15 protein-coding genes are annotated in these 23,943 nt (G+C 61.8%); 5 read left to right on the forward strand and 10 right to left on the reverse strand.

Translation table 11 applies throughout. The annotated features are described in order from the left end of the window. Positions 1-8 precede the first annotated feature (8 nt). The 3 genes from NZ746_08180 to NZ746_08190 all read right to left on the reverse strand — a co-directional run bounded on the left by NZ746_08180 (position 9) and on the right by NZ746_08190 (position 4,240). Positions 9-260 carry a 4Fe-4S dicluster domain-containing protein gene (locus NZ746_08180; GenBank protein MCS6817342.1) on the reverse strand — a complete coding sequence of 84 codons (252 nt, stop codon included), beginning with the start codon at positions 258-260 and terminating at the stop codon, positions 9-11. A 283-nt stretch (positions 261-543) separates the two neighbouring features. Continuing rightward, positions 544-1,440, reverse strand: coding sequence for a mechanosensitive ion channel family protein (locus NZ746_08185; protein MCS6817343.1), 897 nt, complete (start codon positions 1,438-1,440; stop codon positions 544-546). A 13-nt stretch (positions 1,441-1,453) separates the two neighbouring features. Then, the gene (locus NZ746_08190; protein MCS6817344.1) at positions 1,454-4,240 is read right to left on the reverse strand and encodes an ATP-binding protein; all 2,787 of its coding nucleotides are present in this window, start codon (positions 4,238-4,240) and stop codon (positions 1,454-1,456) included. A 106-nt stretch (positions 4,241-4,346) separates the two neighbouring features. On the opposite strand from NZ746_08190, the gene NZ746_08195 reads away from it, so the two are divergent. Further along, the gene (locus tag NZ746_08195) at positions 4,347-6,035 is read left to right on the forward strand and encodes a D-aminoacylase (protein MCS6817345.1); all 1,689 of its coding nucleotides are present in this window, start codon (positions 4,347-4,349) and stop codon (positions 6,033-6,035) included. A 299-nt stretch (positions 6,036-6,334) separates the two neighbouring features. Here NZ746_08195 and trxB read toward each other — a convergent pair whose 3' ends face one another. The 6 genes from trxB to NZ746_08225 all read right to left on the reverse strand — a co-directional run bounded on the left by trxB (position 6,335) and on the right by NZ746_08225 (position 13,140). Continuing rightward, complete coding sequence (gene trxB / locus NZ746_08200) at positions 6,335-7,330, reverse strand: thioredoxin-disulfide reductase (GenBank protein ID MCS6817346.1); 996 nt, start codon at positions 7,328-7,330, stop codon at positions 6,335-6,337. Positions 7,331-7,440: 110 nt separating this feature from the next. After that, a complete protein-coding gene (gene hemG / locus NZ746_08205; GenBank protein ID MCS6817347.1) occupies positions 7,441-8,814 on the reverse strand; it encodes a protoporphyrinogen oxidase in 1,374 nt (457 codons plus the stop codon). Beyond that, on the reverse strand, positions 8,811-9,809 hold the full coding sequence (hemH, locus tag NZ746_08210) for a ferrochelatase (protein ID MCS6817348.1): 999 nt from the start codon (positions 9,807-9,809) through the stop codon (positions 8,811-8,813). Before hemH ends, hemG begins: the two co-directional genes overlap by 4 nt. 13 nt (positions 9,810-9,822) lie before the next feature. Next, the gene (gene hemN, locus NZ746_08215; GenBank protein ID MCS6817349.1) at positions 9,823-11,211 is read right to left on the reverse strand and encodes an oxygen-independent coproporphyrinogen III oxidase; all 1,389 of its coding nucleotides are present in this window, start codon (positions 11,209-11,211) and stop codon (positions 9,823-9,825) included. Positions 11,212-11,242: 31 nt separating this feature from the next. Beyond that, positions 11,243-12,322, reverse strand: coding sequence for a uroporphyrinogen decarboxylase (hemE, locus tag NZ746_08220; GenBank protein MCS6817350.1), 1,080 nt, complete (start codon positions 12,320-12,322; stop codon positions 11,243-11,245). Then, the gene (locus NZ746_08225) at positions 12,319-13,140 is read right to left on the reverse strand and encodes a uroporphyrinogen-III synthase (GenBank protein MCS6817351.1); all 822 of its coding nucleotides are present in this window, start codon (positions 13,138-13,140) and stop codon (positions 12,319-12,321) included. The genes hemE and NZ746_08225 overlap by 4 nt, the downstream gene beginning before the upstream one ends. 32 nt (positions 13,141-13,172) lie before the next feature. On the opposite strand from NZ746_08225, the gene hflX reads away from it, so the two are divergent. The 3 genes from hflX to pyk all read left to right on the forward strand — a co-directional run bounded on the left by hflX (position 13,173) and on the right by pyk (position 19,125). Then, positions 13,173-15,113 carry a GTPase HflX gene (hflX, locus tag NZ746_08230; protein MCS6817352.1) on the forward strand — a complete coding sequence of 647 codons (1,941 nt, stop codon included), beginning with the start codon at positions 13,173-13,175 and terminating at the stop codon, positions 15,111-15,113. Beyond that, on the forward strand, positions 15,110-17,617 hold the full coding sequence (locus NZ746_08235) for an HDIG domain-containing protein (GenBank protein MCS6817353.1): 2,508 nt from the start codon (positions 15,110-15,112) through the stop codon (positions 17,615-17,617). Before hflX ends, NZ746_08235 begins: the two co-directional genes overlap by 4 nt. A 77-nt stretch (positions 17,618-17,694) precedes the next feature. Then, positions 17,695-19,125, forward strand: a complete 1,431-nt coding sequence (pyk, locus tag NZ746_08240; protein MCS6817354.1) for a pyruvate kinase — start codon at positions 17,695-17,697, stop codon at positions 19,123-19,125. A gap of 8 nt (positions 19,126-19,133) precedes the next feature. Here pyk and NZ746_08245 read toward each other — a convergent pair whose 3' ends face one another. After that, positions 19,134-20,333 (reverse strand): ArsA family ATPase, encoded by a 1,200-nt coding sequence (locus NZ746_08245; protein ID MCS6817355.1) that lies wholly within the window; start codon positions 20,331-20,333, stop codon positions 19,134-19,136. A 295-nt stretch (positions 20,334-20,628) separates the two neighbouring features. Between NZ746_08245 and NZ746_08250 the strand changes: the two genes are divergently transcribed. Next, positions 20,629-23,850: a carboxypeptidase-like regulatory domain-containing protein gene (locus tag NZ746_08250; GenBank protein MCS6817356.1), complete on the forward strand. Its 3,222-nt coding sequence runs from the start codon at positions 20,629-20,631 to the stop codon at positions 23,848-23,850. The last annotated feature ends 93 nt before the right edge of the window (positions 23,851-23,943 follow it).

Consider the following 23,943-nt stretch of genomic DNA (forward strand, 5'->3'; position numbering starts at 1 on the left):
TTCCCTCCTCATGCCCGAGCTGTCGCCGCTTCCCGAAGATACACGGTGATTGCGGCAGGCTCCGGACAAGCATAGTAACATACGCCGCATCCGGTGCATCCACGTCCCACATAGCGCGCCGGGTGATACCCGTAGCTGTTCAAATATTCCGCCATCACGAGGACCTGCACCGGACAGGCGATCACACAGAGGCCGCATCCTTTGCAGAGGTCCTCGACAATTTCCACTCGCCCGCGATCCTCAAGGCTCTCGACGCTCATCTCCTCCCTCCATTCTTCTCTCAAGCAAGTGCTATACCGCCCGTCTCCGTCTTCGTCTTGGAGATGGGGGCTCCGGAAGTCTGGTAATTCGTTGATGCCGCGCTCCTTCATCGGAGGCGGCCGGGGCCATCCCTCCATCTCGGAGCCGCGATGCGCAAAATCACCACCATGTGGGAGAATTCCCGCTCCCGGCGATGGCGTGGAAAGAGCATGCCGATCAAACCATGAACGTCCGGTCGCTTTTCATTCTCCTGTCGAGGATCCTAGAGAACGCCCAGCTCACTCATCCGGTGGCGGGAGGATGTGGAGCGTGGGTTCCGGCATTGAAAGCCGTGATCGGAAGACCCTGGGCTTCACGGCTCCATGACGTGAGCAATCCTCGCCGCAGGAACTCCGCCTTCGCGCGCTGCGTGATGTCCGTTTGGAGCGCCGGTTCGTGGCGATGGTCATAGACGTAGGCTTTCACGCGAAGGATCAGATACGGACCATTGGCGAAAGCGTCTCGGAGTCGAACCACGACGGGTTTCGTCAGCAACGTGTAGGGGGAACTGTAGGCGGCTTCGTAGCCGATCTCCATCGCTTGGATGGGGTCGGTATCTATGGGGAGATAGAGATCGGTCACCACCTGGCATGAGGGCACACCTGAGTTCGCGTTCCATACCATGTTGTTCAAGATTTCGCTGTTGGGGATGGTCACGCGAGTGTCATCGGGCGTCGTCAATTTCGTGCTCCGGAGTCCAATGTGATCGATCTCCCCATAGGCGTCGCCGATCCGCACCCGATCTCCCACCTGATACGGGCGATCCACGAGGATGACGAGCCCACCGAAGACGTTCTTAATCAGATCCTGTGCGCCGAGCCCCAGAGCGATGCCCACCGAAGCGAGCACGGCGAACAGCGTATCCCGTGATGGGGCGAAGATCATCAGGAGGATCACACCACTTCCTAGCCAGAGCGCGAATCGAATCAAAGGAGCCAGCAGCAAGAAGAAGAAGCGCGCGCGGGGAGCCTTGCGGGCGAGAGCGTTCAGCGCGCTGGTGCTCGTGCGAATCAGGACGTATGCCGCGATGATGACCAAGAGGGCGTGAAGGAAGCTCGTGAGGGAGATCCTGGTCAAGACCTCGAGAGGAGTCCCCGGTGGGGTTTGAAATCCGAGCGACATGAGGAGCGGATGCCACATGGTCAGCCTCCCTTCATAAGAGATTGCGGCGGTAAAGCGCCTCTCGGACCACGCGCGAAGCTTCCGGGCGCACGCGGAATCCCGGTCGGCCCGGATCCGGTTCGATGATCTCTCGAGCCAATAGCTCATCGAGCTGCGCGCGGCTGGCGGGGACGCTTTTCTGGAACACAAGGGCATGTTCTTCGGGCGTGAGACTGCCATGTTGGAGGATGGCCACCAGCGTGAACAGGTCGTCCAGATCCAAATCGTCGATCACTGAAGAGAGATCAGGAGTCATAATGGGCTTCAGATAGAGCACTCCCGCTTCGATCGCCTCGATGTGCCCCAGCCATAGCTCTAAGGCCGTTCGATAAACGCCAGCGGACTCGCGAGTCAGGGCCTCGAAGAAAAATCTCTCGGGGTCTATCGGACCTCGAACGAAGGCCTTGAACCGATCCGCGAAGGTGTGCGGTCGAGGAGGCGGGGGGAATTGCAAGCGTAAGCCCGAGAGGTTATGGCGCCGTAGAATTGCCTGGCGGAGATCCTCTTGGCTGGCCGTGCGGATATTGAGACGATGGGAGAAGCTGGCCCCCAAATTGACGGCGGCGTCGAGGAACCGGAAGGCCATTTCATTGAGCGTGAGGATCCACAATGTGGATGAACATGTGGCGGCGATCACACGTTGTAAACCTCGGATCGCGCCATAATATCCGACCTGTCGTAAGAACGTGCGTTCCAGCTCTTCCACGATCACCGCGCGCCGCGGCGCCGCCAGAGATTCTTCTAGCCGCGAGACCTCGTCAGCGCCGACCAATCGGGCGAGGAACTCACGCATCTGTGACTCCGCCACGAGTCGGTCGCGAAATTCCCCTCGAACGATCTCCAGACCCGCGAGCGATCGCCTGATGGCGCCATTGATCAAGCTCGTTTTCCCACTTCCGCGCTCGCCGACGACGAGGATGGCCACGGGCCGGCCCGCTTCCCAGAGCGCTCGTGCTTCGGCGATGGCCGCCAGTTCTCGTTCGCGTCCGACGAGGAATTTCGGATCCTGCACCGGCTCGAGTCGAAAGAGGTGGCGGTAGAGTGCGGGGAGGTCCCTGGCCTCCAGATCCAAGGTGAATTCCTCGGGCAAGAAAGGCCGGGTGACGACCTCGATTCGCCCCTTCGAAGGAGCGAGCTTCCATCCGATGGCGATCAAGAACAGCATGATGAGTTGCTCGAGCGCGTTCATCAAGCGACGGAGCGATCGCTCGAGAGCGGCAAAGCCGCTGCGGCCGATGAGGACGATAGCTCGACGGAGTCCTTGCTGCGCGAGATAGGCCAAAACGCCGAGCCGATGATGGGTCAGAAGCGTCCGAGCTTCGAGGAACACCGCAGCCAGCGTTCGCATTAGTCGAACGCTCGCTGCGGCATGCTCATCCGATCGCTGACGGCGCCGGTACTCAAGCAACGATAACGCGTTCTGAAGCGCATCCCGGACGACCGGCGCATCCTCGGCAAGCGCGGAGTCGGCCACTTCTAATCCGAAGCGCACCACCTCTTGCGCTCGCTCGAGTTGCTGGATGAGGTCGCGGTGCTTCGCCTCCACATCCCGGAGGACGATCCCGATCTCACGCCACCCTCGCCGTTGGAGAGCTTGATGGAAGATGTCGCGCGGGCGAAGTCGCTTCACTCGGGGACGCCGACGCGGCGAAGGAGAGAAGGAGGCCCAGATCTCATACGAGGAGGGGAGCGTCCTCAGCTCCGCGCTCAGTTCGGCGTCAAGCTCGGACAAGCGATGAGCTGCCGGGATGACGTCCGTCCGCGGAGATGGGAAGTCGCCTCCCACTCTTCGCCCGATCCGTTGGTTGAGCCAACCGATCGCCTCGTCGAGTTCCGCCCTCAGGCCAGCATGCTCGGCGACCAGGCTCTCCAGCACCTTTTGAAGGAGCTTCAGGAGCCGATCTTCCGCGCGTTCCAAGTTGCGCTCCAATCGGATCTCCATCTCCGCCGCCCTTATCTGAGCAGCCCAGTATGTTCGATGAGCGACCCCCGGGTCGTCCGTATCCGCCGATCTTCGCCGCCGATGCCAGATCGCCTCGCGGACAAGCCGTTTCGTGAGCCGGAGCGATAGCGTCTCGTCCCACGCTCGCCATGTTGAGAGGACCGTTCGTCCCCGACCGATCCGCTCCTGATGAGCGTTCCGTGTCCGTTGGAGCCGCATTTTCACCTCGTGGCTCGTCGGGGGATGGCCCGCGGCCGCTCCATCAATGGCTGCGCGCATCGTCTCCCACGGTTCTCTCAAAGCGCGCGCGATCTCGGCGAGCAGCAGGAAGTATCGCCCTTCGAGATCTAGCCGTCGGAGCCGCTGTCTTCGAAGCTCATCCGCGACGATGGCCCTCAGCGGCCATGGGCGTTGCGAGCGCCTGAACGCCATGAGTCGCTGCCACCACCTCTGCCGTCCTCCGGCCTGCAACACGCTGAGGACCTCTGCCGTCGTGGGGGAGATCGCTTCGGGCAAGGCCGCGATAGCGTCTTCCACCTCGCGCTCGTATCTCTCGATGGCCATCATGGCTCGCTGCGCCGGTCCCATCTGCTCCCACTGCGAACATGGTTCGTGGAGGAGTTTTCGCGCGATCTCTCTGCGCTCGTCGCTCCACGCTTGGAGATCGCGAGGCTCATCGCGAGACGCCGCCAGCTCGTCGCTCTCATGAAGTTGGCGTTCGAGGAGATCGTTGAGGTCTCGCCAACACCCTTCCAATTCGGCCATTGCGCGCGCATGCGCGCTCCTCAAGCGCTCACTCAGCCTGAGCCATTCGTGTGCGAGTGACGCCGCCGTCATCCTCTCGCCTCCAGGAGGCAAGTTTCCCCATGACGCATATGTTGTCAAGCCGAAGGGCTCGCTTTATCATTGAACGCTCGCATCATCGGAAGCGGAGGGAAGGGGGATGAGACAACCGTGGGGGATCATCCTCGTGAGTGCGATGCTCGTGTGGTCGTGTTCGCCGCGCGCGGAATATGACGTGGTGATCCGTGGGGGGACGATTTACGACGGCAGCGGCTCGCCACCTTTCGTTGGAGATGTCGCCATTCGAGGCGACACAATCGCCGCCATCGGAGCGTTGGGGAATGCGCGCGGGCGCATCGAGATCAACGCCGCGGGATTAGCGGTCGCTCCCGGCTTCATCAACATGCTGAGTTGGGCGACCGAATCGCTCATCGCCGACGGTCGCTCGCAGAGCGACATCCGACAGGGAGTGACGCTGGAGGTCTTCGGCGAAGGATGGTCCATGGGGCCTCTGAATGAGCGGATGAAGCGAGAGATGTTGGAACGACAGGGCGACATCAAATACGACATCCCGTGGACCACCCTCGGGGAATATCTCGAGTATCTCGTGCGGCGTGGCGTCTCCACGAATGTCGCGTCGTTTGTGGGCGCAACGACCATCCGCATTCATGTCCTCGGATATGAGAATCGGGCGCCGACACCAGAAGAGTTGGAACGCATGCGGCAGCTCGTTCGTCAAGCGATGGAGGAGGGGGCGCTCGGCGTGGGTTCCTCGCTCATCTACGCGCCCGCATTCTATGCGAGCACGGACGAGTTGATCGAGCTTTGCAAAGTGGCCGCTGAGTATGGCGGCATGTACATCTCCCACATTCGGAGCGAGGGGAATCGGTTGCTCGAAGCCATTGACGAACTGATTCGCATCGCGCGCGAGGCGAAGATCCCCGCGGAGATCTATCACCTGAAAGCGGCGGGGCGCGCCAATTGGCCGAAGCTCGAAGAGGCAATCCGCCGCATCGAAGCCGCGCGCGCCGAAGGCTTGCGCATCACGGCCAATATGTATCCCTACACGGCGGGGGCGACCGGATTGAACGCCGCGATGCCTCCTTGGGTCCAGGAGGGAGGGCATCGCGCTTGGATCGAGCGATTGAAGAATCCGGCTATTCGCGAGCGCGTCAAGCGCGAGATGCGCACGCCGACCGATCGGTGGGAGAATCTCTATCTCATGGCCGGTTCGCCGGAGAACGTCCTGCTCGTCGGTTTCAAGAATGACGCCTTGAAGCCGCTCACCGGCAAGACGCTCGCCGAAGTCGCTCGCCTGCGTGGGAAGTCCCCCGAGGACACGATCATTGACCTGGTGATCGAAGATGACAGCCGCGTGGATGCCGTCTACTTCCTCATGTCCGAGGAGAACGTGAGGCGGCAGATCGCACTGCCTTGGATGAGCTTCGGCTCCGACGCCGAGTCGTTAGCTCCTGAGGGCGTCTTCCTCAAATCGAATCCACATCCGCGCGCCTATGGGACGTTCGCGCGCGTGCTCGGGCGCTATGTACGCGAGGAGAAGGTCATCTCGCTCGAAGAGGCCATTCGGCGTATGACCTCTCTACCGGCCGAGAATCTCAAGCTCGATCGGCGCGGGAGACTGAAAGTCGGATATTTCGCCGACGTGGTCGTCTTCGATCCGGCGAGGATTCAGGATCACGCGACGTATGAACGACCGCATCAATATGCGACCGGCGTGCTACACGTCTTTGTCAACGGGGTTCAGGTGCTCAAAGATGGCGAGCACACGGGCGCCAAGCCCGGACGCGTCGTGCGCGGTCCCGGATACAGGAAGCGGAATGGCGGGTAGCTCTTCACCCGCATATTGCCACCGAGACGAGCGGTCGAACCTCGTTTAAGATGAATGGAGCGAGACTGCTGATGGAGACGCACCATCGCGCGCGCTCGAGAGGAACTCTTCGTCATACGGATCGCTCGCTCGGCGGGCGCATAGGAAAATCGCAAAGAGGACATCGCTGCCGATTCCGGGGCCTTCTGTGCCCGATGGAAACTCGCGTACTTGCCGAGCGGCAGCCGATCTGCGCTCGAAACGCACTTCGATCACCAACGTCCGTGATAACGTTCGGAGGCCTGTAGGAAAGGCTCGTCTCATGAGGACGAGGTCGCGTGTTCGGCCAGCCAGCGTTCGGCATCCATGGCGGCCATGCAACCGCTCCCAGCAGCCGTCACCGCCTGCCGATAGACGCGGTCTTGTACATCGCCGCAGGCGAAGACGCCGGGCACACTCGTCATCGTCGAGCCGGGACGCGTCCGAATGTAGCCGAGTTCGTCCATGTCGAGCCAGCCGCGAAAGATCTCCGTATTCGGCTTGTGACCGATCGCGATGAAGAGTCCCCGAACGGGAAGGATTTGCCGCTCGTCCGTCTTCACATTTCTGAGGAGCACGCCTTCGACTCGCCGTTCGCCGAGCACGTCCTCGACGACCGTGTTCCAGATGAAGGTGATCTTGGGATGCGCGAAGGCCCGCTCCTGCATGATCTTGGACGCACGCAATTGATCGCGCCGGTGGATGACGTGCACGCGCGTGGCGAAGCGCGTGAGAAAGAGGGCTTCCTCCATCGCCGTATCGCCCCCTCCAACGACGGCGACTTCGACGCCATTGAAGAACGCGCCATCGCAGGTCGCGCATGCAGAGACACCGCGTCCGATCAACCGTCGTTCGTTCTCCAAGCCGAGGTACTTGGCCGAAGCCCCCGTGGCAATGATCACCGCATCGGCGAGCACAGGGATGTATCCGTCCACGAGCAGTCGAAACGGACGCTGCGAGAAGTCCACCGCCGTGACTGTCCCCAATCGCACTTCAGCGCCAAAACGCACGGCCTGGGCCTCGAAGAGCCGCATCAATTCCGGACCCATGATGCCTTCGGGGAAGCCTGGATAATTCTCGACCAATGTCGTCGTCGTCAATTGCCCACCTGGCTCTGGGCCTTGGAAGACGAGCGGGCTCAATTTCGCCCGCGCGGCGTAGAGCGCGGCGGTGAGGCCTGCCGGTCCCGTTCCGATGATCACCACCTGACGATGTTCGGCACTGGAGAAATCTTTCCCCTCAAAGGCCGAAAGATCCGGATACCCCTCGCGCGTCATTCTCTCTCCTCCTCCGACTTCAAAAATCGCACGCGGTATTGGACGACATGCTCGATTGAGGAATGTACCGAAGTCGAGCGCGACCTTTCAAGCTCGGCGCGCATCGGACGTCAGAGACGGGCATCATCTCGAAGGATCCGCTGAGCCATCTCATGGGCGCTCTTCAAACAATCGCCCACGGCGATCCCGCCCCGGTAATTCGCGCAGAAGTAGAGGCCTGCATGCTCTCGCTCGGCGCGTTCGAGCGTCGCGAGGATCTCGCCGTAGCCGAGTTCGTATTGCGGGATCGCTCGCTCCCAGCGAGAGACGTAAGCGAATTCGGGAGCGCCCCGGATGCGCAGGATCTCGCTGAGCTCTTCGGAGGTGAGTTCGATCAATTCCTCATCGCGGCGTCGGGCCAATTCGGGTTGGCGCATCCCTCCGACGAACGTCGTGAGTGCGACGCTTCCCCGGGGCGCTCGATCGGGGAAGATCGCGGAGTTCCAGATCGTCCCCAAGATACGCCGTCTCTCTTTTTCTGGAACGAGGAAGCCGAAGCCATCGAGCGATCGGCCTATCGCGACCTCTGGATATCCGAGGATGACGGCGCTCACCGGGGGGTACACGATGCGACGAAGGGCGCGCGCGGCTTCCGGAGCGAAGGACTCGATGAGCGAAGCCGCCGCGTATGCGGGCGTCGCCAGGACGACCCGCTCGGCTCGGAGGACATCGCGGCGTCCGTCTCGCTCGAACGCGATCTCGAATCCTGCGCCGATTCGGCTGACGCTGAGGGCCCGCGTCGCGCACCAGACCGCCTCTCCGAGCGCTGCGGCGACAGCTCGAGGCAGCGTTCCCATTCCCTCCCGAAAGGAGAACATGCGCGCGGCGATCTTCGAGGATTCGGGGCGGCGACGCCGCTCTCGGGCCCCGCGCAAGAGTCCCAGAATCAAGCCCCCGTATCGTTCTTCAAGCGCATGGAGCCGCGGGAAGGCAAATCGCACGCTCAACCGCTCGGGATCGCCGGCGTAGATGCCCGCGACGAACGGGTTGACGGCGTAGTCGAGGAACTCTTCCCCCACGCGCCGTCGCACGAAGTCGGCGACCGATTCTTCGACCGCGGCGCGCCCGTGAAAAGGTTCGGCGAGCAGGCGCAGCTTCCCGCGCCAACTCCAGAGCCGACTTCGCAAAAATGCGAGCGGCGACATCGGCAGCGGATGCAGCTCTCCTGCTCGGAAGATGTAGCGATTCTTCGCCGCCTCATTGGCGTACACGCGCTCTTGAACGAGGCCGAGGTCGGCGATCAGTTCTTGAAAGAGCGGCGTCGTCTCCAATGCGCTATTGGGCCCGAGTTCGACCAAATAGCCGCCGATCCGTCGGCTTCGCATCGTCCCTCCTACGTCCTCTTCCGCTTCGAGGACGAGGGCTTGGATGCCCGCGCGCTTCAAGAAGAAGGCGACGCACAGCCCCGAGATGCCGGCTCCGATGATCGCGACCTTCGGATTCACGTTCGAAGCGCCTCCAGGACGATTTGCTTCAACGCCTCGGCGAACATCTCCGAATCGTTCAGCGCTTCGACGAGGGCGAACGTGAGGATCCCGTGCTCGCGCGCGATCTCGCGCACTTGGTGCCCCAGCTCGTAGAGCGTCTCAATGTGATCGGAGACGAAGCTGATCGGGACGAGGACGAGATGGCGGATCCCATCGCGAGCGAATTGCTTCACGACGTCAATGGTAGAAGGCTCGAGCCATCGAACCGGTCCGACCCGACTTTGGAAGGCGAGCATCGTGGACACGCGGGCATAGACATCGCGATATGCGCCCTGAGTGCGGAGATATGTCAGGACGGCTTCGACCGAACGCTTCGTCTCCTCCAAATACGGATCGCCATCCTCGATGAAGCGTACGGGGAGACTGTGCGCGCTGAAGATCAACGCCCAAGCGCCGTCAGGGAGCGCATGGCGGCGGACGGTCTCCTCGATGCGCTCGGCGACGGCGCGCACATAGAGCGGGTGATCGGGATAGCTCCGGATCGTGACGATCCGGATCGAAGGCGAGCCCAGCCGTCGCCACACGCGATGAAATTCGTTGAGACTGGAACCGGTCGTCGTGAAGGAGAATTGGGGATAGAGCGGCAGGAGCGTGAGCGTGCGAACGCCTTCCTCGAGGGCCGTCCGAACCGCTTCCTCGATGAATGGATGCCAGTAGCGCATGCCGATATAGACGCGACAATCCAAGTGCGCGCGCAACCGTTGCTCCAGAAGCGCCGCTTGGCGTTGCGTCCACATCAAGATGGGCGATCGCCCGCCGATGTGCGCATAATGGCGAGCGACGATGGGAGCGCGCGCTTTCGCGATCGCGCGCGCCAAGGGGCGCTGCCACAGCCGTCCCATCGGGATGCGGAAGATGTCCGGATCCGAGAAGAGGTTCCGCAGGAATGGTTCGACGGCTTGCTGCGAATCCGGCCCACCCAGATTCAAGAGCACGATGCCATGCTCGGGCATAGGCAACAGTCCCTCACACCGTGCGCGAGAAGATCGGCCGCTCGCGCATCATGCGTTCCAGATGCGCATCGAAGCACATGGCGATATTGCGAATCACGAGCCGACCGAGGTCCGTGACGATGAGCTTCTCATCGGTGATCCGCAGCAGGCCATCCGCGACGAACTCCTCCAGCCGCGCGAGCGCGTCGGCGAAGTACTCATCAAAGCGAACCCCGAATTGTTCCTCCACGTCTGCCTTGGTCAGCTCCATATCGCACATCAGTCGCATGATGACGTGGCGGCGCAGGACATCGTCATCTGTCAGGCGATAGCCGAGGGCCGTCGCCGGCGTGTCGGCCGCGATCCGGGTGTAGTACAACTTCAGCTCCTTGAAATTCTGCGCATAGATGCGGTCGAACTGACTGATGGCCGACATGCCGAAGGCATACAGATCAGCGCCAGCGCGCGTCGAGTAGCCTTGGAAATTGCGGTAGAGCGTCTTCTCCCGCTGCGCGCGCGCCAATTCATCCTCGGGCTTCGCGAAATGATCCATGCCGATGTAGACGTAGCCGGCTTGGCTCAACGTCTCGATCGTCAGCTTCAGCAAGCGTAACTTCGTCTCCGGCGCCGGGAGATCCTCCGGTCGGATCAACCGTTGGTGCGGCTTGAGCCACGGGACGTAGGCGAAATTGAAGACGGCGATCCGATCCGGCTCGAGCGCGATCACTCGCTCCAACGTGCGCGCGAAGGAATCGAGCGTTTGAAACGGCAGGCCATAGATGAGGTCAATGTTGAGGCTCCGGAACCCCAATTCGCGCGCCCACTCGATGGCGCGGCGCGTGAGCTCCTCCGGCTGAATGCGGTTGATGGCTTGCTGGACGACGGGATCGAAATCCTGCACGCCCAGGCTCACGCGATTGAAGCCGCTCTCGCGAAACGCCCTCATGTGTTCGAGGGTGAGCCCGCGCGGATCAATCTCTACACCGACTTCGGGATCATCCCCGAAGGGGAAACGTTCGGCGATGAATCCCGCCAGCTCGCGAATCTCCTCAGGGGAGAGATAGGAGGGCGTTCCTCCTCCCCAATGCAATTGCGTGACCTTTCGCTCCGGCGCGATCCAGGCGCGCAGGAGAGCGATCTCTCGCTCCAGATGATCCAGGTACTTCCGAATCGTCTCCGGGCGATGCGTCACCAGCATCGTGCAGCCGCAGAAATAACAGAGCGTGTCGCAGAACGGGATGTGAAAATAGAGCGAGAGTTCAGCCCTCGGTCGGGCGGCATTGTTTTCGCGGATCGCCGCTTGAAAGTCCTCCGGCCCAAATTCCGGCGTGAAGGCGGGCGCGGGCGGATAGCTCGTATATCGCGGTCCTGGCCGATCGTATTTTCGCAACAGATCTAGCTCGACGAATCCCAGACTCTTCATAGGCACACCTCTGAGTGAGAGCCGCGAAGCGTCACGACGGTGCGTCCTCGCGCTGAACATGATATTGTGGGCTCTCTCGCTTCACAGTGTCCACTAATCGGCGCACGTTCTCGACCGGCGTCTCCGGCAGGACCCCATGTCCGAGATTGAAGATGTGCCCGTCGCCGACGCCGAATCGCGCGAGGATCTTCCGCGCTTCTCGAACGACGACCTCCGGCGAGGCGAGCAAGACGATGGGATCGAGATTCCCCTGCAGGGCGACGCGATCCTTCACCACCCAACGCACGCGCGCCAAATCGCATGTCCAATCCACGCTGAGGACATCGGCTCCGGTCTCGGCGAGCGCTTCACTCCACGCGGCCGTCCCGCGCGAGAAGAGGAGCACGGGAACGCTTGGCGGTGCCGCGGCCTTGACGGCTTCGATGACCTGGCGGACGTAAGCGAGCGAAAACTCCGAGAAGCCGTCCGGATCGAGGATCCCGGCCCACGTGTCGAAGAGCTGCACGGCGTGCGCGCCCGCTTCGATTTGGGCGAGAAGGAAGCGGGCGACGGTGCGCGCGATCTTCTCAAGGAGCGCGTGGGCCGTGCGAGGATCTTCATGAACGAACACACGCGCGCGGCGAAAGTCGCCTGTTCCGCTTCCCTCGACCATGTAGGCGAAGAGCGTCCATGGGGCTCCAGCGAAGCCAATGAGCGGCACGCGCCCGCGCAATCGCTCCCGCGTCACGCGAATGGCGTTCAAGACGTAGCCCAACTTCTCCCGCGGGTCGGGGACCGTCAGACGCGCGACATCCGCAGCCGTGCGCACTGGATCCTCAAGGTGTGGTCCCACGCCTTCTTCGATTCGCAGCGTGAGCCCCATGGCTTCGGGGACGACGAGGATGTCCGAGAAGAGGATCGCCGCGTCAACATCGAGTTGCTCGACGGGCTGCACAGTGATCTCGGCCGCCAATTCCGGCGTGCGACAGAGCGTGAGGAAATCATAGCGTTCGCGCAGCGCCCGATAGGAGGGCAGGTAACGTCCCGCTTGCCGCATCAACCAGATCGGCGTGCGCTCGGTCGGCTCTCGTCGGCATGCCCTCAGGAAGAGGTCGTTCTCCAATGGTCTCATGCGCTCTCTCCTTGATGTCGCTGTTGCAGGATCGCGCGAGCGAGCGCTGCCGCCGAGCGCCCTTCGGGGCAAAGGTGCACGGGCAATCCCAGTGTTCGACAGGCGCGAGCTGTCGTTTCTCCGAGAACCGCGATCTTCGGCGGACGGTCGCTCGCTGCGTTTGAGAAGAGCGCGGGGAAATTCGGGAAGAAGTCCACGAAGTTCCGGACGCTCGAGGGACTGAAGAAGGTGACGACGTGAATCTCTCCGCGCTGAAGCGCCCTCCAGATGGCGCGCTGCGTCTCCGCCGGCGGGTTCGGTTTCACCGTCCGATACACCGTGACGGAATCCACGGAAAGGCCCGCCGCCTGCAATCGGCGCACCAATGTCTCTTCGGCCAAATCGCCCTTGGGAAACAGGAATCGGCGCGCATGGGTCGTGCGGACAGAGGCGATCGCTTCGGCCAAATGCGCCGCGTCGAAATCCTCCGGCAGCGCAGCGACGGAAAATCCATGGGCGGCGAGCGCATGGGCCGTCTTCGGGCCGACGGCGTGGAAGGTCCGCGTTCGAAGACGCGCCAGATCGAAAAAACGCGCGCAGCGTTCCAAGAAGAAGCGCACGGCGTTCGGGCTCGTGAAGATCAGGTCCGTGTAGGCGTCAATCTGCTGCAGGCGGGCATCGCACGCTTCCCACGATTCCGGGGGAGCGATCTCGATCGTCGGGAAGAAGAGCGGTTCCGCTCCGCCTTCTCGAAGGAGAGTCGCAAACTCTTGCGCGTGGTCCCGAGGTCGCGTGATGAGGACCGTGAGGGAAGGGCGCGTTGAGGATGCCGACGTCATCTCCCGCTCTCTCTCGAGAGTGGGAAGTCTAGATGGGCATGGCTCGCGACGTCAAGCCGATGGAGTTGCCGGCGGCGCGAGCTTTGATGAGGATTCATGCGGACGCGCTCACCGATGCGGCGCGTGAGCGCTTGCTCCGTGGACGTTCCGAGAGGGCGCGCCCTTCTCGCTCGCCCGAAGGCTTTCCGGAGTGGTACAATATCTCCCGCTTCGGGACGACGGAGGTCCCGAAGCGCGAACGGCCTCGCGAGGAGGTCGTCTCGCTCCGGAAGAATGCGCAGAGGAGGTCGCGACCTATCGGTACGATCTTCGGGCATACGCACGGCTTGAAGGCCAGTCATCGTCGGCGGTTAGAACGGCTCTATCACCGCCGTCTCCCCGCTGATCAAATCATCACGCCGGAGTTAGCGCGCGCGCTCGCTGAGCTGTCCCACGAGATGCATCGGCAGGTGGGAGTTCTTGTCGATCGTAAGGGGCGGATCGAATACGTCGTCGTGGGCGATGCGCGCCAGATCGTGTGGCCGGATCTGCGCCGCATACGGACGTCGAGCGGACGATTTTGCGGTCTCCGCTGCCTGCACACGCACCTTCATGGAGAGCCGTTCACGGAGGATGATTTGACGGATTTGGCCTTGTTGCGATTGGACGTGATGGCGATCGTGGAGGTGACCGACAATGGGACGCCCGCGCGCGTGCACGTCGCGCATCTGATGCCGGCTCAACCGGGAGCACCTGATGGTGGGAGCGTCGCCTCCCGCTTTCAATTCCTCGAGCCTAAGCCTCCTGGTCAGCTCGGAGTGAATTTCTTGGAACTGATCGAATCGCTGGAAGAAGAGCTGGCGCGGAATCGGCGTCTGGCGCATCCACAGGATGAGCGCGATCGCGCGCTCCTGGTGGGAGTGACGACGGGTTCGCTCGCCGATGCGGAGGAGTCGCTCGAGGAGCTACGGCTGTTGAGCGAGTCGGCGGGAGTGATCGTCTTGGACGCCTTCGTGCAGCGGCGCAAGGAGTACGATCCGAAGTTCCTCATCGGAAAGGGGAAGTTGCGGGAGATTCTCATTCGCGCTTTGCAGCTCGGCGCGGATATGATCGTCTTCGATCAGAATCTGACGCCAGGACAGGTCCGAGCGATCACCGCTGCGACGGATTTGAAGATCCTCGATCGCACGCAACTGATCCTCGATATCTTCGCGCAGCGAGCTCACTCGCGCGAGGGGAAACTGCAGGTGGAGTTAGCGCAGCTCCGATACTTGTTGCCACGTTTGACCGATGCCGATACGGGACTCTCGCGGTTGACTGGTGGCATCGGGGGACGCGGGCCCGGGGAGACGAAGTTGGAGATGGATCGGCGGCGCATTCGCGATCGCATTCGGCATTTGGAGGAGCAGATCGAGGCCCTGCGCACGGATCGAGAGCAGCGGCGCCAACGTCGGCGACGGGCGCAGATCCCCATCGTCTCCATCGTCGGCTACACGAACGCCGGGAAATCCACGCTCCTGAACACACTGACGCGGTCGTGTGTGCTCGCCGAAGAACGGATGTTCGCGACGCTCGATCCGACAAGTCGCCGCCTCCGATTGCCGAATGGAGAAGAGATCATCCTCTCGGACACCGTCGGCTTCATTCGCCGCATGCCGCCGGACGTGATTCGCGCTTTTCGAGCGACGCTGGAGGAGATCGCCGATTCGGACTTGCTCATCCATCTGGTGGACGCAAGCAGCCCCTATCTGGAGCAACACATCGAGACGGTTGAGCGCACGCTCCGAGAGTTGAACCTTGCGAACATCCCGCGCTTGCTCGTCTTCAACAAGAGCGATCTGGTGGCGCCGGAGATCATGGGCAATCTCTGCCGCAGTTATGGCGCGCTGGCGATCTCCGCACTGCGGGCGGAGACGCTCGGAGAATTGCTCCAGCGTATCGCGGAAGAGTTGGGGCGATCTGTCGAGAGGCCTTTAGCGGGCATGCGCACATGAGGGGACTGCGGGAGAAGATCGAAGCGTTCATCGCGCACTGGGGAGAGCGAGTGGCTGCACGCTTGTCCCCACGCGCGCTCTTTTGGGTATGCGCGCTTCCGTTGTCGCTGTTGACGGCCGGGCTCGTGGCGCGATTCCCGCTCATGTCGCTTCCCGATTATCGCGTAGGGGACGTGCTTCGGACGGACGTGATCGCGCCGACGGAATTGGTCGTCGTGGATCCGGAGCGCACGGCGCGCCTGCGGGAGGAGGAAGCGCGAAAGATTCCTCCCGTCTTTCGGTTTTATCCAGATCGCGCGGAGGACGCCCGTTCGGCCTTGCGGGAATATTTCGCGCTGGGGCGCCAGCAGTTCATCGAGCGAATGGAGGCGGTTTTCGGCAAGCGCGCCCTCACCCGCGAGGAATGGCGACGTCCTCGCGTGCGCGCGCGTGTGGAGAGGGAGGTTTTGGCCCCGCTGCGCGCGCAACGCGTTCCTTTCCCCTTGACGGAAGAGATCGTCCAGGCGTGGGCGCTCGGCCAGAGTGGAGAGTCGGTGCTCGCCCGCTTGGAAGCCGCGCTCTCCGGGATCATGAGCCGATATATTCGCCCAGATGGCGAGGTGCGCGAGCTGACGGAGAATCTGACCGGCGAGGTACGCATCGTCCCGGCTCGGGTGGAATCGGTAGAGGGAGTGGAGCATCTGGAGGGACAGCCGCGCGTGCGGGCGAGTGAGATCCTCTCGCTCACGCAGGCGCGCGAAGCGCTTCGTCGCAGTCTGAGCGAATCCGATGCCCAGCAGTACGGGGCATGGCTCGCCGAGATCGTGCGCGTGAATTGTCTGTTGGCGGAAGACCTCACGGCCCGATGGCGGCGTCAGGCGACCGAGCATTTGGTGGCGACGGTGCGCTATGCGCCGCGTCAGTTGATCGCGGCTCGGGGACAGGTGGTCACTCCGCAGATTCACGCGGCGCTCGAAGCCCTACGGAAGCAAGAGGCCGATATGCGCCCGGGACGGCGCATGCTCGGACTCTTCGCCTTCTCCCTGGTGCTGTACTACGCGTTGTGGCGATTCGCCCTGCGCACGCGCGTCTATTACCTCACGTCGTTCAAGATCTTTCTGCTGGCGGCGCTCTCGGTCTTCGCGCAACTCTTCATCGTGCGCGCGGGCATGGCCATTGCCAGCGGCGTGGCCTATCGGTTGGGAGCGTTCGATTCCCCGGAGGGGTATCAGTTCGCCATCCCGTATGCCGCGGCGGCTCTGGTCGTCGCCCTGTTGCTGGAGTCGCGCATCGCGCTCCTGGTGGGGATGCTGGTCTCGCTGCTCACGGGCGTTTTGGCCCGGGATCTCTCGCCGCTCCTCTACGCGCTGATCGGGAATATTGTGGCCGTCTATGGTGTCGGACGGTATCAGCGGCGGGACACGATCACGCGGGCAGGGGCGATCATCGGACTCGTCAACATCGGCGCCACGATCGTCATCCTCTTAAGCCGCGGTGAAAGTTTGGTCTTCGGCCCCGTTCTTTGGAATGCCTTCTGCGGCTTGCTCGGCGGCGTGTTGACAGCAGCGTTGGCGGCCTTCGCTCTGCCGATCAACGAGTCGCTCTTTGGGATCGTCACGGATGTGAAACTGCTGGAATTGTCGAATGTGGAGCTGCCGTTGCTCAAACGCCTGGCGATCGAAGCGCCGGGGACATATCATCACTCGCTCATCGTCGCGACCTTGGCTGAGGAAGCGGCCAAAGCCATCGGCGCCCATGCGCTGTTGGTGCGCGTCGGATCGTACTATCACGACGTGGGAAAGTTGGCCGATCCGAGCCTCTACATTGAGAATCAAACGGGAGGGAGCAATCCACACGACCATTGGCCGCCGGAGGAGAGCGCGCGTCGAATTGTTCAGCATGTCGTGGAAGGCATTCGCTTGGCCGAAGCGCATGGGTTACCGCGGCAGATCGTGGACCTCATCCCGCAGCATCATGGGACCCGGCGGCTGCACTACTTCTACGCGAAAGCACTCGAGCACGCGGCGCGAACGGGAGTGCCCGTGGACGAACGGTGCTTTCGCTATCCGGGACCAAAGCCCCAAACGATCGAAGCCGCCATTGTGATGATGTGCGACAGTTCGGAGGCAGCCGTCCGCTCGCTTCGGCAGCCAACCCCGGAGAAGATTCGACGCTTGGTGCGCCGGATCATCGAGGACATGGTGACCGATGGTCAATTCGACCAGTGCCATCTCCGCATGCGCGATCTCACGCGCATTCGGGAGACGATCGTGCAGACGCTCCAGACGATCTATCACACGCGCGTCCCCTATCCCGGCTTCCGAGAAGAGGAGTTGGGGGCCGTCGAAGCGAACTATGAGACCGTCTCCAGCTTCGATCTGCCCCAAGAGGCAGCGCCCGCGGCGCCGCCAGCGGAATCCGCGGCCGAATGCGCGGCATTCTCCGAAGGGCGCGTCATGACCAGCGAAGCCGAAGAGCTTGCTCACGGTCAGAGCTCCCCCTCTTCGGCGAGTCGTTCCTCTTGAACCCCTATGCGCTCGGAGAGACGAAATCCGCTCTCCCCTCATCTTGAGAACTGATGATCGCGAGCGAGGCAGAGAACATGCGGCGGGTGAAGATTGTCGCGACCGTGGGGCCGGCCTCACGCGCGCGTTCGACGCTTGCAGCGCTCATCGAAGCGGGCGCGGACGTCGTGCGGGTGAACATGTCACATGGGACCTATGAAGAACACGCCGAGGTCATCGCTCAGGTGCGCGAGCTGTCCGAGCGTTTCCGAAAGGCGATCGCCGTCTTGATGGATTTAGCCGGGCCGAAGCTGCGAATCGGCGATTTGAAAGACGGGCAACCGGTCGAGTTGCGCACAGGCGCGCGCGTGCGTCTGGTGGCCGAGGAGATCATCGGGGATGCGACGCGCTTTTCGACGAACTATCCGGCTCTGATCCAGGAGGCTTCCGTCGGGGATCGCATCTTGCTCGACGATGGGGCGCTCGAGTTGGTGGTCGAGGAGAAGGAGACAGACGCACTCGTCTGTCGCGTCGTGCATGGCGGATGGTTAGGGCCGCGGAAGGGCCTGAATCTGCCGGGCGTCACATTGTCCCTCTCGGCGCTGACGGAGAAGGATCGGCGCGATCTCCAATTCGGGATCGAGCAGGAAGTGGATTACATCGGCCTCTCATTTGTCCGTTCGGCGGCCGATTGTCAGGTCGCACGGCGGCTGATCGAGGAAGCGGGAGCGCGCATTCCCGTGATCGCCAAGATCGAGAAGGCGGAAGCCGTCCGCCGCTTGGACGAGATCCTTCAGGCGGCCGATGGGCTCATGGTCGCTCGAGGCGATCTCGGGGTCGAGACGGCGGTCGAGAGCGTCCCCGTCCTCCAAAAGGAGATCATCGCGCGGGCGAATCAAGCGGGAAAGGTCGTGATCACGGCGACGCAAATGCTGCAATCCATGATTGAGAATCCGCGTCCTACGCGCGCGGAAGCCTCCGACGTGGCGAACGCAGTCTTGGACGGAACGGACGCCGTCATGCTCTCTGGAGAGACGGCCATCGGACGATTCCCCGTCGAGGCTGTGCGCACAATGGATCGCATCATCCGCGCCGCCGAAGCCTCTCCGCTCGCCCGCTCGCGCCTGCGGGAGGCCGTCAGCCGTCGGCCCTCGGGATCTTACGGACGCGCCATTGCGGAAGCGGCGGCCTTCGCTGCCGAAGAGGTAAAGGCTCGCTTGATTGTCGTCTTCACCGAAGGGGGAAACATGCCACGCCATCTGGCCGCGCTGCGCCCGCCGCAGCGTATGATTGCGCTCACGCCATCGCCGACGACCTATCGGCAATTGGCCGTCGTTTGGGGCGTCGAGCCGCGTCTCTTCCCATTCCCCTCTCGTTCCGAGGATGTCCTCTCCCAATGCGATCGGCTTCTCTTAGATGAGGGCCTAGCGCGCCCTGGGGAGGTGATCGTCCTCATGGCCGGAACCCTTCGCGGGTTTGGCTTCTCCGACATGATGAAGCTCCATCGCGTCGGAGAGCCATTCTTGTGAGAGCGCGCTCAGGATTCCTGTGCTTCCGCGAATTCGATGATCAGGGAGTCGCCTTTGTACGACGCCGATCGGATGCGGCTTTTGAGGAGCTTGTGAGGGAGAAGGATGTGGCGTTTGAAGCTGCCGATGCGGATGATCAGCTCATCGGCGTCGCGATAGAGATCAATGTGCTCGCGACTGGCGAAGGGGAGCTTGAGTTGGAGAAAATATCGCCCGTCCTCGAAATGATACTGATACGGCTTCTCCGCGTAGAGCACGAGCGTCGGATCTTGCGAGCCGTACAGTTCCAGCGCGAGTCGCCGCAAGCGCTCTAAGCCCACGATCTCGCTCTCGAAAAGCGGCGCCTTCAGGATCGGGATGGGAGCGAAGTACTCTTCGATCTGCTCCACGTACCCCATTTGCGTCTTCAGCCAATTCGCGAAGTGAGCATCCATGACGTGCGGAGGGATGAGCTTATTGACGATCACAGCATCCACAGCGATCTCGTAAAGACAGAGGTACATGAAGGCCCGTTGCGTCTCGCGCACGACCATCTTCTCCGCGTTGGTGACCAAGCGGGCCGTCGTGACCTGATGATCGAGGAGATACTTGTCCACGCCCTTGAGGCGTTGATAGAGGCGTTCGATGGCAGCATAGTAGCTATCGTCCGGCAGGGGAATCGGGGCAAATGGCTTCGCCATCGGCCGCACGACCCGCATCACCGTGCGCTCCAGGTGGAAGATCTTATCCATGAACCATTCGAGCGCTGAGGGCAAACTGATGAAGCGCAGCGACTCGCCCGTCGGCGCGCAATCCAAGATGATGACATCGTATCTCCGTTCCTCAAGATACTGGTTGATGTAGAGCAAGCCGACGATCTCCTCCATGCCGGGGAGGATGGCCATCTCTTCAGCGACGAGGTCACCCATGCCGGCCGCACTGAAGACGGCAGCCAAGTACTTGTAGACCTCGCTCCACCATCGCTCCAGCTCCTCCTGCACGTCAATTTCTTGGATGTCGAGACGATCGGTGATGCGAACGGGACGACCCTTGTTCTTCTCGTGTAGACCGACGGGCAGGTCAAAAGCATCCGAGAGACTGTGCGCAATATCGAGCGAGAGGACGATCGTTCGATAGCCGAGTTCGGCCGCGCGCACTCCGGTGGCCGCAGCGACCGACGTCTTGCCCACGCCCCCTTTGCCGGAGAAGAGTAGAATCCGTGGTTTCATGATCAACTCCGCCAGGAGATTATGGCAGAGGGACGCGTCGTTCAGCAAATGAAACTTCAGGGCGAGGAAAGCTCTGGATGCGACCCGTGACTTCGGCTCATCGCGCTTCCCCGCTTGGTCCTCCTACGGTTCGCGGTCTTCTTGAGAAAGCGGATGGTGTCCCGGCGTAGGGCGGTTCGCGCCCCTCCGCTTCCCATAAGGGATCCTCATCAATCCCATAAAATCTTCCAGTTTGACTTCCTGCGGGAACGGACATATCCTTCTGGCCGCGATCACTTGATCAGGAGGGGACGCTATGAGCACACAGCGTGTTTTTCGTTTCGTTCCTCTGTTCATTCTCTTGTGCCCCCTTTTCCTCTTCCGTCCCGCTATAGGGCAGACCACGGTGGCCTCTTTGACGGGCATCGTCACGGATGCGAGGGGGGCTGTCGTTCCGGGCGTCACGATCGCGGTAAAGAACGTGCGGACGAACGAGACGCGGACGGCGACCACGGATGAGAATGGGCTTTACCGCGTCCTCAATCTGCTGCCGGGGGAATACACTCTCCGGGCAGAGGGCGTGGGATTTCGGCCGTTCGTTCAAAGTGGGATCGTCTTGGAAGTCGCGCAGGCGGCTCGTTTGGACATCGTGCTGCAGCCCGGAGAGGTGAGAGAGGAAGTCGTCGTCATTGGGCAGGTCCCGCTGGTGAACACGGAGAATGCGAATATCGGGGCGGTGATCAATCGGCGTGAGGTGTTGGAGTTGCCGCTTAACGGCCGACAGTATTTACAACTGGCGTATTTGGTGCCGGGGGCAGCTCCTTCGGTCAAGGCGCATGTGACGCTACGGGGATCTGGACCGAACAACATCGGGTTGCAATTGAGCGGAGGTCGGGCGAGCAACAACAGCTACCTGATTGATGGCGTGGAATCCTCCGGATTTCGGTTTCGGAACACGAGCTTGCAACCTTCGATCGAGATGGTGCAGGAGTTCAAGGTGCAGACCTCGCCCTACGATCCGCAGTACGGGTATTTCTCCAATGGACAGGTGAACGTGGCGACGAAATCGGGCACCAATGAATTTCATGGGAACGTGTTCGAGTTCATTCGGAACGATGTGTTGGACGCACGAAACTTCTTTGACTTCCAGGAGCCACCACCTTTCCGACGGAACCAATTTGGGTGGACGCTAGGAGGGCCGATCCGAAGGGATCGAACGTTCTTCTTCTCCAGCATGGAGTGGCTCCGGTTTCGGCGAGGGGTGACGGCGACGGCGCAGGTGCCCACGGCGGCCGAGCGCGCAGGCGATTTCTCGGCGGATCCTCGACCCGTGATAGATCCCCAGACCGGGCGGCCCTTCCCGGGGAATCGGATCCCTTCGGATCGAATTCATCCGATCTCTCGGGCGTTGATCGCCTTGTATCCGCTGCCGAATGCGCCCTTCCAGCGGCCGAACTTCGTCAACTTTCAGAGTCGGCGGCTCGATGGCGATCTATTCAACATCCGCGTGGATCATAACGTCTCGGATCGGTGGCGTTTGTTCGCTCGATACACCTGGTCCGATACGGACGATTTCACGCCGAGTGCGATCCCGCGTTTTGGGCTCTTCAACGAGCTGGCGGTTCAGAACGTGGCGGTGGTGAACACGTACACGTTTCGTCCCACGCTGATTGCCGAGGTGCGCTTGGGGTATAACCGAGAGCGCGCTTTGAACACGTCCGAGCAGGTGGGGAAGTTTCGAGGGACGCAGCAATTGGGCATTCGGGGGCTGCTGCCGTTGCCGCCCGAACTGGACGGCTATCCGAGCATCAGCATCAGCGGCTTCGCCACACTCGGCGATCTCTCCTTCGCGCCCGAACAGCGCGTGGAGAATTCCGAGCAGATCGTCGTCAACGTCACGGCGATCCGAGGCAAGCATACGTTTCGCGCCGGACTCGACATTCGCCCGCTCCAGTTCAATAACGTGAGCGTGCTCGCCTTCAATCGTGGGGTTTTCACCTTCACGAATTTCCTGACGGGCGCTTCGACAGGGTTGCCGGAGTTCCTACTCGGTCTTCCTCAGGTGGCGCAGAGAACGCGAGGCGTTCCTCGGGCGGATGCGCGTTCGACGCTCTTTGCCTTCTACTTCGGGGACGACTACAAGGTGACCCCGCGCTTCACGATGAATTATGGGATTCGCTATGAGCTGTATCAGCCGTTCGTAGACAAGCAGAATCGCATGAGCGTGTTCGTTCCTGATGGCTATCTCGATCCACCGCGGCCTGGTCAAATCTTGATCGCCGGAGATCCGAACAACGGCTTTCGCGGTCGGCGGAACCGCTCGCTCTATCCCTACACGACGCGAAATTGGGGCCCGCGCTTGGGGTTGACGTTCGATCTGACGGGAAAGGGGAAGACGGTGCTGCGGACGGGATATGGGATCTACTACAATCTCGCCCTGTGGAACGGCATCTTTCTCGCTTGGAATAACATCCCGTTCCGGGTGGACGAGACCTTCCGGGCGAATCCGGCCGTGGGACTCCTGCTCTCGTTTGAGGCGCCGTTTCCGGAGGGACGAGTTGTGGGCGTCCCAGGCGGGCGGAATCTCGCTGTTGATTTCAAAGATGGGTACGTCCAGCAGTGGAGCTTGGGGATTCAGCATCAGTTCTTCTCGGATCTGATGATGGATCTCAGCTATGTGGGGAGCAAGGGGACCAATCTCGACAACATCAAGTGGGTGAATCAGGGAGCAGTGCCGGGGACACCGAAGGCACCGTATTTCCGACCGTTCCCGAACTGGGGGACGTTCCTGACGACGTTCAGCCACGCTAACTCCAGCTACAATGCCCTGCAGCTTTTCGTGCAGAAGCGTCTTTCTCGAGGGCTGTTGCTCATGGGGAGCTACACCTATTCGCATTCGATTGACAATTCGCCTGGAGCTGTGGGAGGCGCGAGCGAGCAGTTCTTCCCGCAGGATCCGCGCAATCTTCGGGCCGAGCGGGCGCATTCGGATTACGATCAGCGGCATCGGGCGACCTTCACCGGCATCTACGAGCTGCCTTTCGGGCCTGGGCGGAAATACCTCGCGAATGTCTCGGGATTTCTTGGCAAGCTCATTGGCGGATGGCAAGTGGGAGGGATTTGGACGTTGGCGAGCGGGACGCCGTGGACACCGCGGGTCTCCGGAGATCGGAGCCTGACGGGTGGGCTGACGGATCGCCCGAATCGGATTCGCGATGGGAACCTGCCTCCAGGTCAGCGACGACGCGAGCGATGGTTCGATACGGAGGCGTTCGTGATCCCTCCGGTCGGGGAGTTCGGGAATTCAGGGCGGAACGTGATCATCGGTCCCGGATACAACAACTTCGATTTCTCCCTGATCAAGAAGACGACGATCACGGAGACGGTGTACGTGGAATTTCGCGCGGAATTCTTCAACGCCTTCAACCGGACGAACTTCGGTGGACCGAACATCACCGTCGGAACGCCCCTCTTTGGCGTGATCACCTCCGCCTTCGATCCGCGGATCCTGCAGTTCGGATTGAAGGTCTTCTTCTGATTTGAGGAAACCAGGGGGATCTCGCGGCTGCCGAGATCCCCCCACACTTCAGACGAGTTGCGGAGTTTCAGGCTGGTTCCCATCGCCATCTTT

The organism is Blastocatellia bacterium (assembly GCA_025055075.1).
Lineage (GTDB): Bacteria > Acidobacteriota > Blastocatellia > HR10 > HR10 > HR10.

Excerpts from the sequence above, each read along its gene's own strand:
- NZ746_08180 (MCS6817342.1), bottom strand. The coding sequence starts at position 260 with ATGAGCGTCGAGAGCCTTGAGGATCGCGGGCGAGTGGAAATTGTCGAG.
- NZ746_08185 (MCS6817343.1), bottom strand. The coding sequence starts at position 1,440 with ATGTGGCATCCGCTCCTCATGTCGCTCGGATTTCAAACCCCACCGGGG.
- NZ746_08190 (MCS6817344.1), bottom strand. The coding sequence starts at position 4,240 with ATGACGGCGGCGTCACTCGCACACGAATGGCTCAGGCTGAGTGAGCGC.
- NZ746_08195 (MCS6817345.1), top strand. The coding sequence starts at position 4,347 with ATGAGACAACCGTGGGGGATCATCCTCGTGAGTGCGATGCTCGTGTGG.
- trxB (MCS6817346.1), bottom strand. The coding sequence starts at position 7,330 with ATGACGCGCGAGGGGTATCCGGATCTTTCGGCCTTTGAGGGGAAAGAT.
- hemH (MCS6817348.1), bottom strand. The coding sequence starts at position 9,809 with ATGCCCGAGCATGGCATCGTGCTCTTGAATCTGGGTGGGCCGGATTCG.
- hemN (MCS6817349.1), bottom strand. The coding sequence starts at position 11,211 with ATGAAGAGTCTGGGATTCGTCGAGCTAGATCTGTTGCGAAAATACGAT.
- hemE (MCS6817350.1), bottom strand. The coding sequence starts at position 12,322 with ATGAGACCATTGGAGAACGACCTCTTCCTGAGGGCATGCCGACGAGAG.
- NZ746_08225 (MCS6817351.1), bottom strand. The coding sequence starts at position 13,140 with ATGACGTCGGCATCCTCAACGCGCCCTTCCCTCACGGTCCTCATCACG.
- hflX (MCS6817352.1), top strand. The coding sequence starts at position 13,173 with ATGGGCATGGCTCGCGACGTCAAGCCGATGGAGTTGCCGGCGGCGCGA.
- NZ746_08235 (MCS6817353.1), top strand. The coding sequence starts at position 15,110 with ATGAGGGGACTGCGGGAGAAGATCGAAGCGTTCATCGCGCACTGGGGA.
- pyk (MCS6817354.1), top strand. The coding sequence starts at position 17,695 with ATGCGGCGGGTGAAGATTGTCGCGACCGTGGGGCCGGCCTCACGCGCG.
- NZ746_08245 (MCS6817355.1), bottom strand. The coding sequence starts at position 20,333 with ATGAAACCACGGATTCTACTCTTCTCCGGCAAAGGGGGCGTGGGCAAG.
- NZ746_08250 (MCS6817356.1), top strand. The coding sequence starts at position 20,629 with ATGAGCACACAGCGTGTTTTTCGTTTCGTTCCTCTGTTCATTCTCTTG.